15 protein-coding genes are annotated in these 14,673 nt (G+C 67.2%); 8 read left to right on the top strand and 7 right to left on the bottom strand.

Annotation, left to right across the window (positions count from 1 at the left end; all coding sequences use genetic code 11):
* Nucleotides 1-79: 79 nt before the first annotated feature.
* Nucleotides 80-502, bottom strand: coding sequence for a lipoprotein LpqV (locus IC40_RS0119210; RefSeq protein WP_030136312.1), 423 nt, complete (start codon nt 500-502; stop codon nt 80-82).
* Between the two features lie 124 nt (nt 503-626).
* On the opposite strand from IC40_RS0119210, the gene IC40_RS0119205 reads away from it, so the two are divergent.
* Nucleotides 627-1,175 (top strand): cysteine dioxygenase, encoded by a 549-nt coding sequence (locus tag IC40_RS0119205; protein WP_030136311.1) that lies wholly within the window; start codon nt 627-629, stop codon nt 1,173-1,175.
* 5 nt (nt 1,176-1,180) lie between these two features.
* The gene (locus IC40_RS0119200) at nt 1,181-1,573 is read left to right on the top strand and encodes a rhodanese-like domain-containing protein (protein ID WP_030136310.1); all 393 of its coding nucleotides are present in this window, start codon (nt 1,181-1,183) and stop codon (nt 1,571-1,573) included.
* Here IC40_RS0119200 and IC40_RS0119195 read toward each other — a convergent pair.
* Genes IC40_RS0119195 through IC40_RS0119185 form a run of 3 tightly spaced genes read right to left on the bottom strand, consistent with a single transcriptional unit; the run spans nt 1,556 to nt 5,070 of the window.
* Complete coding sequence (locus IC40_RS0119195; RefSeq protein ID WP_030136309.1) at nt 1,556-3,241, bottom strand: alpha/beta hydrolase; 1,686 nt, start codon at nt 3,239-3,241, stop codon at nt 1,556-1,558. The two genes, IC40_RS0119200 and IC40_RS0119195, sit on opposite strands and share 18 nt — an antisense overlap.
* A gap of 9 nt (nt 3,242-3,250) precedes the next feature.
* The gene (locus tag IC40_RS0119190; RefSeq protein ID WP_030136308.1) at nt 3,251-4,024 is read right to left on the bottom strand and encodes an enoyl-CoA hydratase; all 774 of its coding nucleotides are present in this window, start codon (nt 4,022-4,024) and stop codon (nt 3,251-3,253) included.
* Nucleotides 4,021-5,070, bottom strand: a complete 1,050-nt coding sequence (locus IC40_RS0119185; RefSeq protein ID WP_030136307.1) for an enoyl-CoA hydratase/isomerase family protein — start codon at nt 5,068-5,070, stop codon at nt 4,021-4,023. Before IC40_RS0119185 ends, IC40_RS0119190 begins: the two co-directional genes overlap by 4 nt.
* A 195-nt stretch (nt 5,071-5,265) precedes the next feature.
* On the opposite strand from IC40_RS0119185, the gene IC40_RS0119180 reads away from it, so the two are divergent.
* Together IC40_RS0119180 and IC40_RS0119175 are read left to right on the top strand one after the other, a co-directional pair.
* Entirely contained in the window at nt 5,266-6,120 is an 855-nt protein-coding gene (locus IC40_RS0119180) for a Bax inhibitor-1/YccA family protein (protein WP_019511387.1), read from the top strand.
* Between the two features lie 209 nt (nt 6,121-6,329).
* Nucleotides 6,330-7,181: an endonuclease domain-containing protein gene (locus IC40_RS0119175; protein ID WP_030136306.1), complete on the top strand. Its 852-nt coding sequence runs from the start codon at nt 6,330-6,332 to the stop codon at nt 7,179-7,181.
* A gap of 47 nt (nt 7,182-7,228) precedes the next feature.
* Here the strand turns inward: IC40_RS0119175 and purT are convergent, their stop codons facing one another.
* The 3 genes from purT to IC40_RS0119160 form a co-directional block, all read right to left on the bottom strand.
* Nucleotides 7,229-8,428, bottom strand: coding sequence for a formate-dependent phosphoribosylglycinamide formyltransferase (gene purT / locus IC40_RS0119170; RefSeq protein ID WP_030136305.1), 1,200 nt, complete (start codon nt 8,426-8,428; stop codon nt 7,229-7,231).
* Between the two features lie 73 nt (nt 8,429-8,501).
* A complete protein-coding gene (locus IC40_RS0119165; RefSeq protein WP_030136304.1) occupies nt 8,502-9,719 on the bottom strand; it encodes an acetyl-CoA C-acetyltransferase in 1,218 nt (405 codons plus the stop codon).
* Between the two features lie 37 nt (nt 9,720-9,756).
* Nucleotides 9,757-10,713 (bottom strand): SGNH/GDSL hydrolase family protein, encoded by a 957-nt coding sequence (locus IC40_RS0119160; RefSeq protein ID WP_030136303.1) that lies wholly within the window; start codon nt 10,711-10,713, stop codon nt 9,757-9,759.
* 189 nt (nt 10,714-10,902) lie between these two features.
* Between IC40_RS0119160 and IC40_RS0119155 the strand changes: the two genes are divergently transcribed.
* From IC40_RS0119155 to IC40_RS0119140, 4 genes are all read left to right on the top strand, one after another.
* On the top strand, nt 10,903-11,943 hold the full coding sequence (locus tag IC40_RS0119155; RefSeq protein WP_030136302.1) for an alpha/beta hydrolase: 1,041 nt from the start codon (nt 10,903-10,905) through the stop codon (nt 11,941-11,943).
* Between the two features lie 30 nt (nt 11,944-11,973).
* Complete coding sequence (locus IC40_RS0119150) at nt 11,974-13,368, top strand: cystathionine beta-synthase (protein WP_030136301.1); 1,395 nt, start codon at nt 11,974-11,976, stop codon at nt 13,366-13,368.
* 83 nt (nt 13,369-13,451) lie between these two features.
* A complete protein-coding gene (locus IC40_RS0119145; protein WP_110783425.1) occupies nt 13,452-14,078 on the top strand; it encodes an Rv1078 family RDD domain-containing protein in 627 nt (208 codons plus the stop codon).
* A gap of 8 nt (nt 14,079-14,086) precedes the next feature.
* Nucleotides 14,087-14,578: an Rv1078 family RDD domain-containing protein gene (locus IC40_RS0119140; protein ID WP_234411645.1), complete on the top strand. Its 492-nt coding sequence runs from the start codon at nt 14,087-14,089 to the stop codon at nt 14,576-14,578.
* The last annotated feature ends 95 nt before the right edge of the window (nt 14,579-14,673 follow it).

The following is a 14,673-nucleotide window of genomic DNA, read 5'->3' as shown; positions in this document are numbered from 1 at the left end:
CGGTGTCGTCGGTTGCGCGGACTGTGACGATCGCGATGCCACGCCGGCGGCGGGCTTTCCGCTCGCCGTGATCGCAACCTCAGCCGCACTCGCCGCGCGACGCGGCGTTGGCGGCCATGATGACCCCCGCCTGGCGGGCCGGGGTCAGTTCCGCCCACGCCGTGTTGAAGCTGCCGGGGCCCGCCGCGCCGTCGCTCTGCAGCGTCTTCAGATACGCCTCCACCGGGTCCTTGTGCTCGTCGAACCACCGCTTGGCGGCCAGGCAGGCCTGGCCGTATTCGGATTCGGTGGCGTCGGACGGAACGTCGACGACGGTCGTCACCCCATCGGGTGACACCCGGACCGCGCCGCTGACCGCGGCCTCCGCCGGCAGTCGGGGCGTCTCGCTCGCCGGGGTCTGCGAGGACGCCGCGGTGTCCGTGGACTCGGGTTCGGAGGACCCGCACCCGGCGAGCAGCGTGACGGCGGCGGTGGCGAGCAGAGCGATCGGGTAGCGGCGCATGTGGCCAATCTATGCAACACTCGCGTCCATGACCGAGAGGGCTCAGAACGTGGGTGTGCGGGGCTGTTGTCGCGCTCGTTGAGTGCGCCCACCCGTCCCTTTCTCTTTCTGGAGTTCCATTCCCATGGTTGCCCCACTGCTCGCTCCGCCCGCTGTCTCCGCGCCCACCCGGTTGCGCCTTCCCGACCTGCTCGCCGCCACCGACCGGTGCGCCGATGATGTGCTCTCCGGCCGGTACGACCGGCTGATCGACAGGGACCGGCTGCCCATCGACGAGCGGTGGTACCGGCGGCTCTACGGTGACGACGAACTCGACATCTGGCTGATCAGCTGGGTGCCCGACAAGTCGACCGAACTGCACGACCACGGCGGATCGCTCGGTGCGTTGACGGTTGTCTCCGGTGCGCTGCGTGAAACTCGTTGGGATGGAACCGAATTACGTAACCGTCAGTTGGAAGCCGGTGATCAGGCCGCATTCCCGCTCGGCTGGGTGCACGATGTGGTGTGGGCGCGCGAGTCGGTGTCGGCGGGTGGGGTTGCGGTACCGCCGGCGCCGACACTGAGTGTGCACGCCTACTCGCCGCCGTTGACCGCGATGTCGTACTACTCGGTGACCGAGCGCAACACCCTGCGTCGCAGCCGCACCGAACTGACCGACGCCCCGGAAGGATAGGACGCATGCCCAGTCGTATCGACGCGGTGCTCGCCGCCGCCAGGTCCCGGTTGCGTCGGCTCCCCGCCGCCGATGTTCCTGCCGCGCTGCGCCGTGGCGCGCTGTTGGTGGACATCCGGCCGGGTTGGCAGCGGGCGCAGGAGGGTGAGGTCGCCGCGTCTCCGCAGGTCCTTGTCATCGAACGTAACCATCTGGAGTGGCGGTGCGACCCGACCAGCGAGGCCCGCATCCCCGAGGCCGTCGACGATGACGTGGAATGGATCGTGCTGTGCTCGGAGGGCTACACCTCCAGCCTGGCCGCCGCGGCGTTGCAGGACCTCGGTCTACACCGGGCCACCGACGTCATCGGCGGTTATCACGCCCTGCCCGCCGAACTGCGGTCAGCTGTTCTCGTCTGAGCGCAGGATCGGCCGCAGCTTGTCGGTCTTGGCCGGCGTCCAGCCCGGCGGCTGCAGGATCGCCGCCCACGCGTTGGCGACATCGCGCACGTAGACGTGGCCATGGCCGTCGGGCACATCCACCGCGACCGCCATATCGGCGGACACCTGCAGGAAGGTCACCACGGGGATCCATTCCATCCGGGGTGAGACGTCGTAACCGCGGGGTTCCCTGAGCCAATCGGGTTTGGCGAACAGCAGATCCGGGTTCCACCACGAGATCGGGTCCGAGGCATGCTGCAGATAGACCACGCGGGGTTGCCCCCACGGGGCATCGGGCCTGCGCAGATCCTGTTCGGCGCGGGCCGAGAACCGGACGTTCTCGCCGCGATCGTAGATCGGCAGCCACTCCGGGGATCCCGCGTCGCGATCGCGGGTGAGCGTCGTCCAGATGGTGTTCTTGAACGTGGGACCGCTGAACAGCGCCCCGTCGGTGCGGGCGATCAGATTGTTCAGTGCCAGGAACGGGGCCTCGCCGCCGAATGAACCCAGGCTTTCGCCGAACACCACCAGTTTGGGGCGTTCGGCCTGCGGCATCTCACGCACCAACGCGTCGACCGCCTCGAACAGCGCCTGCCCGGCCTGCAGCGCGTTCTCCTGGTCGACGAGGAACGAGATCCAGCTGGGCAGGAACGAGTACTGCATCGACACGATCGCGGTGTCGCCGTTGTACATGTATTCCAGCGCGGAGGCCTCGGCCTCGTTGACCCAGCCGGTTCCGGTGGTGGTGGCGATCGCGATGACCGCGCGGTCCAGCCCGCCGGTGCGGCGCAGTTCCTCGGCGGCCAGTGCGGCGTCGGCCTTGAGATTGTCGCCGGAGTTCAGCCCGGCGTAGGCGCGAATCGGTTCGGTGGCCGGTGCCCCGTTGAAGGCGGTGAGCTCTTCCACCGTCGGGCCACCTGCGACGAAGTTGCGACCCTGATGCCCCAGCGACTCCCAACTGACCAGTGACTGCGGGCCACCGGACCGCAAAGTGGATGTGGGAGCGGGGTTGTCGGGATCATCCTCGTTGTTGACGTTCTCGAATGTGCTGTTGATGGTGGTCATCGCGAAGCGCACCACGATGCCGTTGAGCAACGCGATGGTCAGCGCGAGCACCAGCGCCACCGCTACCACACCGGACACCCGCGGCGGCGCGATGCGCTCCAGTTGGCGCACCAGGTAACGGATCAGCTTGCCGACCAGCTGGCCGATCTCGACGAACAAGAACAGGAAGACGATCGCCAGCACGGCGGTCAGCGGGTGATCCCAGAAGCCGAGTCGCGGAACCCCCATCAGATCCCGGATATCGTCTTGCCACACATGGAAGTAGACGATCGCGGCGATCTGCCCGATGACGCCGACCACGACCAGGACCAGCCAGGCCCGTTTGGGCGGCGGCGGCGTGCTGTCCCGCGACAGCATGTACCGGAACAGCCAGACGCCGAAAACGCCGAGCCCATAGCCGATACCGCCGGCCGCGCCGCTGACGAGGCCCTGGAACAGCGGTCCGCGCGGTAACAGCGACGGTGTCAGGGACAGCCAGATGAAGACCAGGCCGACCGCCGTACCGGTGAAGGTGTAGTGCCGAATCCACCACGCGCGCTTGGGTGGCGCGTCGGGTGCTGGCGGTGCGGCGGTGGCGGTCACCGCTCGACTTTAGCGATGGGTGAAGTTCGGCGCGCGCTTCTCGGTGAACGCGGCCATGCCTTCCTTCTGGTCTGCGGTGGCGAAGGCCGAATGGAAGATCCGGCGCTCGTAGAGCAGTCCCTCGGTCAGCGACGACTCGAAGGCGCGGTTGACCGCCTCCTTGGCCATCCGTGCCGCCGACAACGACATCCCGGCGATGGTGGCGGCGGTGGCGTTGGCCTCGTCGAGCAGGGTGTCGGCGGGGACCACGCGGGACACCAGGCCGCTGCGCTCGGCTTCGGCGGCGTCGATGGTGCGCCCGGTCAGGATGAGGTCCATCGCCTTGGCCTTGCCGATCGCACGGGTCAACCGCTGACTACCGCCCATGCCGGGCAGCACACCGAGCTTGATCTCGGGCTGGCCGAACTTCGCGGTGTCCGCGGCGATCAGCAGATCACACATCATGGCCAGTTCGCAGCCGCCGCCGAGTGCGTATCCGGCGACCGCGGCGATGGTCGGGGTGCGGGTGGCCGCGAATTTGCCCCAGAGGGCGAAGAAGTCCTGGCCGAACACGTCGGCGAAGGACAGTTCGGCCATCTCCTTGATATCGGCGCCGGCGGCGAAGGCCTTCTCGCTGCCGGTCAGGATGATCGCACCGATACCCGGGTCGTTGTCGAATTCCGCTGCCGCGGTGGTGACCTCGTGCATCACCTGCGTGTTGAGCGCGTTGAGCGCCTTGGGCCGGTTCAGGGTGATGGTGCCGACCCGACCGTCGCGGGTCACCAGGATGGTCTCGAAACTCATGATTGCTCCTCGTGGAATGTCAGATCGGGGTCGGCGGAGGCGAAATAGGCGTCGACGGCGGCGTCGTCGACGTCAGCCAGAGTGGCGGGCGACCATTGCGGATTGCGATCCTTGTCCACGAGCTGGGCGCGGATGCCTTCGACGAAATCGTGCGACTTCATCGACGCCACCGACACCCGGAATTCCTGGTGCAGAACCTCTTCCAGGGTGGGCAGGTGGGCCGCGCGGCGCACCGCGGTCAGGGTGACGGCCAGCGCGATGGGGGAGCGGGTGGCGATCAGCTCGGCGGCGTCGTGTGCGGCGGGCGCGGCGTGGGCGCGCAGGTCGTCCAGGATCGCTGCGACGCTGTCGCCTGAATAGCAGTCATCGATCCAATCCCGTTGGGCAAGAAGTTCACTGGCCGGTGGCTCCTCGGCGTAGCTGTTCAACGCGTCCTGATGCCCGTCGGTGACGACGGCTTCGGCGAAGTCGGCCAGCCGGGCCTGGGGGACGAAGTGGTCGGCGAATCCGAGGGCGATGGCGTCGGCGCCGGAGAACGGGGCACCGGTCAGCGCGGCGTGCAGACCCAACGATCCCGGTGCCCGGGAGAGCAGGTAGGTGCCGCCGACGTCGGGGATGAACCCGATGCCGACCTCGGGCATGCCCATCTTGGTCTTCTCGGTGACCACGCGGACGTTGCCGTGTGCGGCGACCCCGACACCGCCGCCCATCACGATGCCGTCCATCAGTGCGACATAGGGCTTGGCGAAGCGGCCGATGTGCGCGTTGAGCAGGTATTCGTCCCACCAGAACTTGCGGGCGTAGGAGCCGTCGGCGCGCGCCGAGTGATACAGCGCGACGACGTCACCGCCGGCACACAGGCCGCGCTCACCGGCACCGGTCAGCAGCACGGCCGAGATCGCATCGTCGTTCTCCCAGGCGTTCAGTGCCTGCTGCAGTCCGTCGACCATGACGGCGTTGAGCGAGTTGATCGCCTTGGGGCGGTTCAACGTCACGATGCCGACACCGTTACGGACAGTTACTAGGATGTCCTCGTTTTCTGCCACGAATGCAATCTAGTTCGTGGTCCGCGCGTGATGTGCGACGGGTAGGGTTTGCACAGCTTCATCCCAGGAATGGGGTCGCGGCCGATACCTGAGAGCGCTCTCAGTGCAGGGGTATCGCGGGAACCCGTTCCCGGCAATGATCGTTGACTGTGTGTTCGTAAATCGAACCACCAGTACTGAAGGAGAGGACCTACGGTGCGCGAAAGCAGCAACCCGGTATTCCGATCCCTGCCCAAGGGGCAGCAGGGCGGATACGCGCAATTCGGTACCGGAGCCGCAAGCTTCGGTGCCCAGCAGGTACATGCGGACCCTTATGCCGCAACCCAATACCCCGATCAGCAGCAGGCCGGCGTCTCGCGGCCGATGACGATCGACGACGTCGTCACCAAGACGGGCATCAGCCTGGCGATCCTGACGGCGGTGGCGGTCGTCTCGTACTACCTGGTCAGCACCAACCTCAGCCTGGCCACCCCGTTCACCCTGGTGGGCGCGCTCGGCGGCCTGGCGTTGGTGCTCATCGCGACGTTCGGGCGTAAGCAGGACAACCCGGCCATCGTGCTGAGCTACGCGGCGCTGGAAGGTCTGTTCCTCGGCGCGGTGTCGTTCATCATCGCCAACCTGGCCTCGGTCGGTGGCGTCGGGATGATCGCCCAGGCGATCGTCGGCACGCTCGGCGTGTTCTTCGGCATGCTCGTGGTCTACAAGACCGGTGCCATCCGCGTCACCCCGAAGTTCACCCGCATGATCGTCGCCGGCCTGTTCGGTGTGGTCGCGCTGATGCTGGTGAACCTGGTGCTCGGCCTGTTCGGTGTCGGCGGCGGTGCGGGCATGGGCCTGCGCGACGGTGGCGCCATCGCGATCGGCTTCTCGCTGCTGTGCATCGCACTGGCGGCGTTCAGCTTCCTGATCGACTTCGACGCGGCCGACCAGATGATCCGCGCCGGTGCTCCGGAGAAGGCCGCATGGGGCGTCGCCCTTGGCCTGATGGTCACCCTGGTGTGGCTGTACCTGGAGATCCTGCGTCTGCTCAGTTACTTCAACAACGACTAGCAGTTCGGCCAGAGAAAGGGCGTCCCGCGCGGGGCGCCCTTTTTCGTTGCCGTTTTCTCGCTGACTCTGCGGTGAGGGTGCGGGCTACTCGTATTCTCGCGCCGTACGCGCAGAGTCAACGCATCCACAGTGGCGGATTGATTCACAGGGCGTGTCGGATGATGGGTGCCCGCCGTGTGTCTGTCGGCGCGTGTCGGCACGGTCCGGTCATGGATATCCCGGAGGTCTTCATCGGTAGCGAAGCTTTGGCGGCAGGCACCCTCAGCCGTCACGAGCTGCGTAAGCACTACCGCGCTGTGATGCCTGACGTGTATGCGGGCACGCGCGCCGCGCTCACCCTTCGACAGCGCACCATGGCGGCGTGGTTGTGGTCCGGGCGTGAGGCGGTGATCGCGGGTGCGGCAGCATCAGCACTCCATGGCGCCGAATGGGTTGCCGATGACGCGCCGATCGAGCTGATCTGGCCGAACGCTCGTGCGCCACGGCAGGTCATCACCCGCCACGATCTGCTGATCGACGGCGAGGTGCTGGTGCTCGACGGTATGACTGTCACCACGGCCCACCGCACCGCATTCGATCTCGGTCGACGCGGCCGGTTGGCCGATGCCGTCGCACGCCTGGACGCGTTGATCCGGGCTACCGGCCTCGCACCGGCTGATGTGCGTGGGGTAGCCGAACGTCATCGTCGTACCAGGGGACTGCGGCAACTCGAGCGGGCGCTTGAGCTTGCTGACGGCGGTGCTCAGTCTCCGAAGGAGACGTGGCTCCGACTGATGCTGATCGAGGATGGTTTTCCTCGGCCGCGCACGCAGATTCCGATCCTTGATCCGACCGGATACCCGAAGTACCACCTGGACATGGGGTGGGAGGACCGCAAGCTCGCCGTCGAGTACGACGGGGTGCAGCACGCGGACGCACTCGCCTACGACATCGAGCGACACGACTACATCGCAGGCCTCGGGTGGACCGTCGTCAGAGTGGCGGCGGGCCAACGGCGTCCCGGCATCATCGCGCGTGTCGAGCGGGAGTGGAGACGACTATCAGCGTTGACTCTGCGGTGAGGGCGCGGACTACTCGCACTTTTGCGCCGTGAGCGCAGAGTCAACGGTCAGGGGACGCGCGGGGTGACCCGGCTCGCCGCCTCGGCGGCATTGGCCCGCGCCGCGTCGACATCGGCGTCGTAGGCCAGCGCCACGCCCATGCGGCGCTTGACGAAGCTCTCCGGCTTGCCGAACAGCCGAATATCGGTGCGCGGCACCCGCAATGCCTCGTCCACGCGATCGAACACCACCCCGGAGGCGTCCACGCCGCCATAGATGACCGCGCTGGCGCCGGGCGTCTTGAGCGTGGTGTCCACCGGCAGGCCGAGGATGGCCCTGGCATGCAGCTCGAATTCGTTCTGCCACTGCGTGATCATCGTGACCATGCCGGTGTCGTGCGGGCGGGGGCTGACCTCGCTGAACCACACCTGGTCGCCCTTGACGAACAGCTCCACCCCGAAAATGCCCTGTCCACCCAGGTTTTCGGTCACCGCGGCGGCGATCTGCTGGGCCGACTCCAGCGCGGCGGCCGACATCGGGTGCGGCTGCCAGCTCTCCACGTAATCGCCGCTGACCTGCCGGTGCCCGATCGGCTCGCAGAACTGGGTCTCTATCGCAGCAGACGCGCCGACCCCGCGCACCGTCAACAGCGTGATCTCGTAGTCGAAGTCGATGAAGCCCTCGACGATGATGCGGGTATTGCTGACCCGGCTGCCCGACATGGCGTACTCCCACGCGGGCTCGACACCGTCGGGTCCGTCGATCTTGCTCTGCCCCTTGCCCGAACTGCTCATCACCGGCTTGACCACGCACGGGTAGCCGATCTCGTCGACCGCCGCCCGCAGCTCGGCCAGCGAATCGCAGAAACGGTACGGACTGGTCGGCACGCCCAGGGTCTCGGCCGCCAGGCGCCGGATGCCCTCGCGGTCCATGGTCAACCGGGCCGCCCGCGCCGTCGGGATCACCCGGACCGCGCCGGCGTCCTCGAGCTCTTCGAGCACCGGGGTCGCGATGGCCTCGATCTCGGGCACCACCAGATCCGGCTTCTCGGTCTCGATGAGCTCGCGCAGTGCGTCGGCGTCGGTCATCGCGAGCACCCGCGCATGGTGGGCGATCTGGTGCCCCGGCGCGTTCGGGTAGCGGTCGACGGCGATGGTCTCGACGCCCAGGCGCTGCAGCGCGATCAGGACTTCGCGGCCGAGCTCACCGGAGCCGAGCAGCATCACCCGGGTGGCGTGCGGGGACAGGGGTGTTCCGAGTGTGGTCATCGGCAGGGAGTTTATGCACAACGACGCCGCGGCGGAGGCGCAGTACGCACCCCCGCCGCGGCGTCGTGAGAAATCAGGAGAGGCGCTCGACGACCATCGCCATGCCCTGCCCGCCGCCGACGCACATCGACTCGATGCCGAAGGTCTTGTCGTGGGTGGCCAGGTTGTTGAGCAGGGTGGCGGTGATGCGGGCGCCGGTCATGCCGAACGGGTGGCCCAACGCGATGGCGCCGCCGGAGACGTTCAGCTTGTCCTCGTCGATACCCAGTTCGCGCGCCGAACCCAGCACCTGCACCGCGAAGGCCTCGTTGATCTCGACCAGGTCGATATCGGAGATCGTCTTGCCGGCCTTGGCCAGCGCCTTGCGGATGGCCTCGATCGGGCCGAGGCCCATGATCTCCGGCGACAGCCCGGACACCCCGGTGGACACGATGCGCGCCAGCGGGGTCAGGCCGAGCTCCTTGGCCTTGGTGTCGCTCATGATGATGACGGCCGCCGCGCCGTCGTTCAGCGGGCAGGCATTACCCGCGGTGATCGTGCCGTTCGGGCGGAACACCGGCTTGAGCTGGCTGATCTTCTCGTAGGTGGTGCCGGCGCGCGGGCCGTCATCAGTGGAGACGACGGTGCCGTCGGGCAGCGTCACCGGGGAGATCTCGCGCTCGAAGAAGCCGCTCTTGATGGCCTCCTCGGCGCGGTTCTGCGAGCGCACCCCCCAGTGGTCCTGATCCTCGCGGCTGATGCCGGTGTAGGTGGCGACGTTCTCGGCGGTCTGGCCCATGGCGATGTAGACGTCCGGGATCAGGCCGTCCTCGCGGGGATCGTGCCAGGTGGATTCGTCTTCGGCCTGCTTGATGGTGCGCGCCTGAGCCTCGTCGAACAGGGGGTTCTTGGAGTTCGGCGCACCGTCGGCGGCGCCGACGGCGAACCGCGACACCGTCTCCACACCCGCGGAGATGAAGACGTCACCCTCGCCGGCCTTGATCGCGTGGAACGCCATCCGGGTGGTCTGCAAGGAGGAGGAACAGTACCGGTTGACGGTGGTACCGGGCAGGAAGTCATAGCCGAGCTCGACGGCGACGGCGCGGCCGATGTTGTAGCCGGCCTCACCGGCGGGCTGTGCGCTGCCCATCATCAGGTCGTCGATATCGCGGGGGTCCAGCGAGGGCACCTTGTCCAGGGCGGCGCGCACCATCTGTGCGGCCAGATCATCGGGACGCATGGTGACCAGCGATCCCTTACCCGCCCGACCGATCGGTGAGCGTGCGGTGGCGACGATGACGGCTTCGGGCATGTTGACCTCCGTGAACAAGTGCTTGGTTGGCTCTACGCTAACTCGCGGGCACCACTATGGGTGCGGGGACCCCGGTGGAACGACGCCACAGCCGACTGATGTTGCCGATCCGGGCCAGCAGCGAACCACTGCCGTCCATCCGTGATTCCAGGGCGGCCTCGGTCGGCGTCTGCGAGTTGAACTCGCCGAGTGCCCGACACAGCGCCGGAAGCAGCTGCTTGGCCGCCAACTCGTAGCCGGCCGCCGACGGATGGAACATATCGGCGGAGAACAACACCTCGGGCGCCTCGTAGAAGTGCGGGGCCAGCAGGTCCGAGAACGGCACCGGCACCCCGCCCGCCGCCCGAACCGCGGCGGCCTGGGCGCGGGCCAGCCGCAGACCCCGGTTGCGTGTCACCCACCGCAACGGCTGCGGGATGGCCTTGATGACGCCGAAGTCGGGGCAGGTACCGACCACGACGACCGCGCCCGCGCTGCGCAACCGCTCCACCGCCTGGCCGACGCGGCGCGCCGACGGGCCGAGCCCGTTGGGTTTGGTGATGTCGTTGGCGCCGATCATGATGACGGCCGCATCCGGCGGCGGTCCGGCGACGAACATGGCATCGATCTGTCCGGACAGCCCCTTGGAGGTGGCGCCGACGATGGCCTTGGTGCTCAGCCGGATGCGCTTACCGGACTCCTCGGCGAGGCCGCGGGCCAGCAGCACCCCGGGCACCTCATCGCCGCAGGTGCTGCCATACCCGGTTGCGGTGGAGTCGCCGAAGATCATCAGATGCAGGTCGACGGGGGTGTCGCGGGTCCACCGTTGCACCGGTCCGCCGCCGGGGGAGTAGACACCGTCGGCACGCGGGGGCGCATCCCAGGATTTCGGAATGGTCTGGCGGGCCTGGTCGGCCTGGCCGCTCAGCAGGTTACGGGCGCCGACGTAGGCCGAACCGGTGGAGACGAGCGCAGCGGCGGCCACGGCGACGGACGTGATGCGACCCACGACCACGATTTTAGGTCTCGATTCAACAAAGTCAGTAGGCGCGCGAGTAACCGCGGTCACATTGGGGTATCGAACGCGGTACCAAATTTGAATCAGGCATTGTTGAACAAATTGACGGCAGGCAAGCTAAATTCAACCCCCTGGCTAACAACTTATCGGCCAACGGGCACTACAACGGCGTAGGAAGTGGTGGCGATGACGGCACCAAGCAGGGTCTCCGGGGCCCCACATGCAGCGATAAGCCCTGCTAGGGCGCGTCAATCGCGGCGTTTTCCGGTCGGCGACTGGCGTCCTGTCGAGATCGTCGAAGACGGTGCAGGCCTGGCGGGCAGGCTCGCCGGACTGGTAGCCATGATGACGATCAAGCCAACTTTGGCAATCGGATCGCACGTGCCGAAGCTGCCCTGGCCGTTCGGTCTCGTCGACTTCGCCGCCCGCGTCCTGCGGCCCGCGCCGGGCACGGTGCGTGCCACGATCGCGCTGCCGCACTGCACGGCCCAACTGATCCGCGCCGCCGGGGTGTTGCCCGCCGACGGCAAGCGTTCGGTGATCCTCTACCTGCACGGCGGGGCGTTCTTGACCTGTGGCGCCAACACCCACGGCCGGATGGTCACCGAACTGTCCAAGTTCGCCGACAGCCCGGTGTTCGTCGTCAACTACCGGATGATCCCCAAGCATTCGATCGCCAGCGCGATCGACGACTGCTACGACGCCTACAAATGGCTGCGCCTGACGGGCTATGACCCGGCCAATATCGTCCTGGCCGGCGACTCGGCCGGCGGCTACCTGGCGCTCGCGCTCGCCCAGCGCCTGCAGGCCGAGGGCGGCGAAGTGCCCGCGGCGGTGGTCACCATGTCCCCGCTGTTCGAGATCAACAGCGACAGTCGTGCCCAACACCCCAACTCGCGTTCCGACGCGATGTTCCCGCCGCGCGCGATCGAGGCCCTCGGTGCCATCGTCGAGGAATCGGCCAAGCGGCACGGCCAGGAGGTCTACGAGCCGCTGGAGCACGTCGAACCGGGCCTGCCCCGCACCCTGATCCACGTCTCGGGCTCGGAGGTTCTGCTCAACGATGCGCGAAAGGCGGCCCGGATTCTGGCCGAGTCCGGCGTCCCGGTCGAGGTGCGCATCTGGCCCGGTCAGATCCACGTTTTCCAGTTGTGTTCGCCGATCGTCGGGGAAGCGACGCGCTCGTTGCGCCAGATCGGTGAGTACATCCGAGAGGCGACGTGGTGAGTCTGCGCGCAGCCTGACACGATAGGTGTCATGCGCATCGCCAGCCATATCAGTGAGCTCATCGGTAACACCCCGCTGGTCCGGCTGAACTCGGTGGTCCCACCGGGTGCCGGTGTGGTCGCGGCCAAGGTCGAGTACCTCAACCCCGGCGGCAGTTCCAAGGACCGCATCGCCGTGAAGATGATCGACGCGGCCGAGGCGTCCGGCGAGCTCAAGCCGGGCGGCACCATCGTCGAGCCCACCTCGGGCAACACCGGCGTCGGGCTGGCGCTGGTGGCCCAGCAGCGCGGTTATCACTGCGTGTTCGTGTGCCCGGACAAGGTCAGCGAGGACAAGCGCAACGTGCTGCGCGCCTACGGTGCCGAGGTGGTGGTCTGCCCGACTGCGGTGGCCCCGGACGATCCGGCGAGCTATTACAGCGTGTCCAATCGTCTGGTCGAGGAGATCGACGGGGCATGGAAGCCCGACCAGTACTCGAACCCGATGGGTCCGGCCAGCCATTACGAGACCACCGGTCCGGAGATCTGGGCCGACACCGACGGCAAGATCACCCACTTCGTCGCCGGCGTGGGTACCGGCGGAACCATCACCGGCACCGGTCGTTACCTCAAGGAGGTGTCCGGCGGACGGGTGAAGATCATCGGTGCCGACCCGGAGGGCTCGGTGTACTCGGGCGGCACCGGCAGGCCTTATCTCGTGGAGGGTGTCGGCGAGGATTTCTGGCCCAGCGCCTACGACCCCGCCATCCCCGACGAGATCATCGCCGTGTCCGATGCCGATTCCTTCGATATGACCCGTCGGCTGGCCCGTGAGGAAGCGCTGCTGGTCGGCGGATCGTGCGGCATGGCCGTCGTCGCCGCGCTGCGGGTCGCCGAGAAGGCCGGACCCGACGCGGTCGTGGTCGTGCTGCTGCCCGACGGCGGGCGAGGCTACCTGTCGAAGGTGTTCAACGACTCGTGGATGTCCTCCTACGGCTTCCTGCGCAGCAGGCTCGACGGTTCCATCGACGAGCCGACCGTCGGGGAGGTGCTGCGGCACAAGTCCGGAGCCCTGCCGGATCTGGTGCACACCCATCCGTCGGAGACGGTGCGCGACGCCATCACCATCCTGCGCGAGTACGGGGTCTCCCAGATGCCGGTGGTTGGTGCCGAGCCGCCGGTGATGGCGGGCGAGGTCGCCGGCAGTGTCTCCGAAAGAGAGCTGCTCTCAGCGGTTTTCGAGGGACGAGCGAAGCTGGCCGATGCGGTGTCGTTGCACATGAGCGCACCGTTGCCGCTCATCGGTTCCGGCGAGCTGTTGGGTACCGCGGCAAAGACGTTGCGGGACTGCGATGCGGTGATGGTCGTCGAGGACGGCAAACCGATCGGTGTGCTGACTCGCCACGATCTGCTCGGCTCGCTGTCCAAGGGGTCCGTCGGGCGCTGACCGCCGGTACCGACCTGGACAGCGACTTCTCCGGTAGGGTTCTGGCCGCAGAGCAGGCTAATTCCTCACCAGGAGGGCGTCCCATGACTGAGCAACCGCCACCACCTCCTGGGGACTATCCGCCGCCACCGCCCGGTGGCTACCCGCCGCCCCCGCCGCCTTCGGGTAGCTACGCGCCCCCGCCGCCCGGTCACCCGGGTGTCGAGGCCGCAGCGCCATTGCCCAAATCGGCCTACACCTCGTGGTTCACCCGGGTGCTCGCATTCCTGATCGACGCCGTTCCGGTGCTGATCCTGCAGGGAATCGGCTACGGTTTGCTGCTCGGTACCCGAGAGACCGTGTGCCTCACCGAGACTTCGGAATACGACCTCGGTGCATTCTGTGCCACAGGGGCTTCCACTCTGGGGCAGGTGGCCGTTGCGGTGTGCGGTGTTCTCGCACTTGCCTACTACGTGTGGAACTACGGCTACCGGCAGGGCACCACGGGTTCCAGCATCGGTAAGGCCATCATGGGTTTCCGGATCGTCGGGGAGGCCACCGGCCGGCCGATCGGCTTCGGCATGTCGATACTTCGTCAGCTCATCTACTTCGTCGCCAATGTGATCTGTTTCCTGCCCTGGCTTGTCGCCGTGTTGTTCCCGCTCTGGGATCCCAAGGCGCAGACGCTGGTCGACAAGGTCGTGAAGACGGTCGCGCTCCCGGGCCGATGACCGGCAGCATGAACGGCGACGGTTCCTCGTCGGATGCCTACACCCCGTGGCTGAGTCGAGTGCTGGCATTCGTCATCGACCTCATTCCCTTCGCCGTGCTGCAGGGCATCGGGTATGCGTTGCTGTTGGGCACGCGGGAGACGGTGTGCGGCACCAGCGATTCGGGCTATGCCCGCGCCGAATTGTGTGCGGCGGGGGCATCGACGTTCGGTCAGGTGGCGTTTGCCGTGACCTGGATCCTCGCGGTCGCGTACGCGCTGTGGAACTTCGGATTCCAGCAGGGTAGGACGGGCTCGAGCCTGGGCAAGGGGGTGCTCAAGTTCAAGGTGGTCGGTCAGAACACCGGGCAGCCAGTCGGATTCGTGGCATCGGTGGTGCGCCAGGTGGCGCACGCCGTCGACGCCGTCATCTGTTATGTCGGCTTCCTGTTTCCGCTCTGGGACGCCAAACGACAGACGTTGGCCGACAAGCTCGTCAAGACGGTCTGTGTGCCGCTGTGACGAGGTTGTGACGGAGAGGTGCCGCGCGTCGGCCCCTTCCAAGAATTCTCCAAGTGCGGCACCGCAGACTTCGTCTGAAACTCATGTCGATCTTG

It is taken from the genome of Mycolicibacterium neoaurum ATCC 25795 (assembly GCF_000691525.1).
Lineage (GTDB): Bacteria > Actinomycetota > Actinomycetes > Mycobacteriales > Mycobacteriaceae > Mycobacterium > Mycobacterium neoaurum.
The sequence above is the reverse complement of the archived record's forward strand: the minus strand, read 5'-3'. Positions and strand labels throughout refer to the sequence as shown.

What these genes read in the sequence shown, in the direction of transcription:
- IC40_RS0119190 (WP_030136308.1), bottom strand. Translation starts at nt 4,024, where the DNA reads ATGAGTTTCGAGACCATCCTGGTGACCCGCGACGGTCGGGTCGGCACC.
- IC40_RS0119175 (WP_030136306.1), top strand. Translation starts at nt 6,330, where the DNA reads ATGGATATCCCGGAGGTCTTCATCGGTAGCGAAGCTTTGGCGGCAGGC.
- IC40_RS0119205 (WP_030136311.1), top strand. Translation starts at nt 627, where the DNA reads ATGGTTGCCCCACTGCTCGCTCCGCCCGCTGTCTCCGCGCCCACCCGG.
- IC40_RS0119165 (WP_030136304.1), bottom strand. Translation starts at nt 9,719, where the DNA reads ATGCCCGAAGCCGTCATCGTCGCCACCGCACGCTCACCGATCGGTCGG.
- IC40_RS0119145 (WP_110783425.1), top strand. Translation starts at nt 13,452, where the DNA reads ATGACTGAGCAACCGCCACCACCTCCTGGGGACTATCCGCCGCCACCG.
- IC40_RS0119155 (WP_030136302.1), top strand. Translation starts at nt 10,903, where the DNA reads ATGACGGCACCAAGCAGGGTCTCCGGGGCCCCACATGCAGCGATAAGC.
- purT (WP_030136305.1), bottom strand. Translation starts at nt 8,428, where the DNA reads ATGACCACACTCGGAACACCCCTGTCCCCGCACGCCACCCGGGTGATG.
- IC40_RS0119210 (WP_030136312.1), bottom strand. Translation starts at nt 502, where the DNA reads ATGCGCCGCTACCCGATCGCTCTGCTCGCCACCGCCGCCGTCACGCTG.
- IC40_RS0119150 (WP_030136301.1), top strand. Translation starts at nt 11,974, where the DNA reads ATGCGCATCGCCAGCCATATCAGTGAGCTCATCGGTAACACCCCGCTG.
- IC40_RS0119200 (WP_030136310.1), top strand. Translation starts at nt 1,181, where the DNA reads ATGCCCAGTCGTATCGACGCGGTGCTCGCCGCCGCCAGGTCCCGGTTG.
- IC40_RS0119140 (WP_234411645.1), top strand. Translation starts at nt 14,087, where the DNA reads ATGAACGGCGACGGTTCCTCGTCGGATGCCTACACCCCGTGGCTGAGT.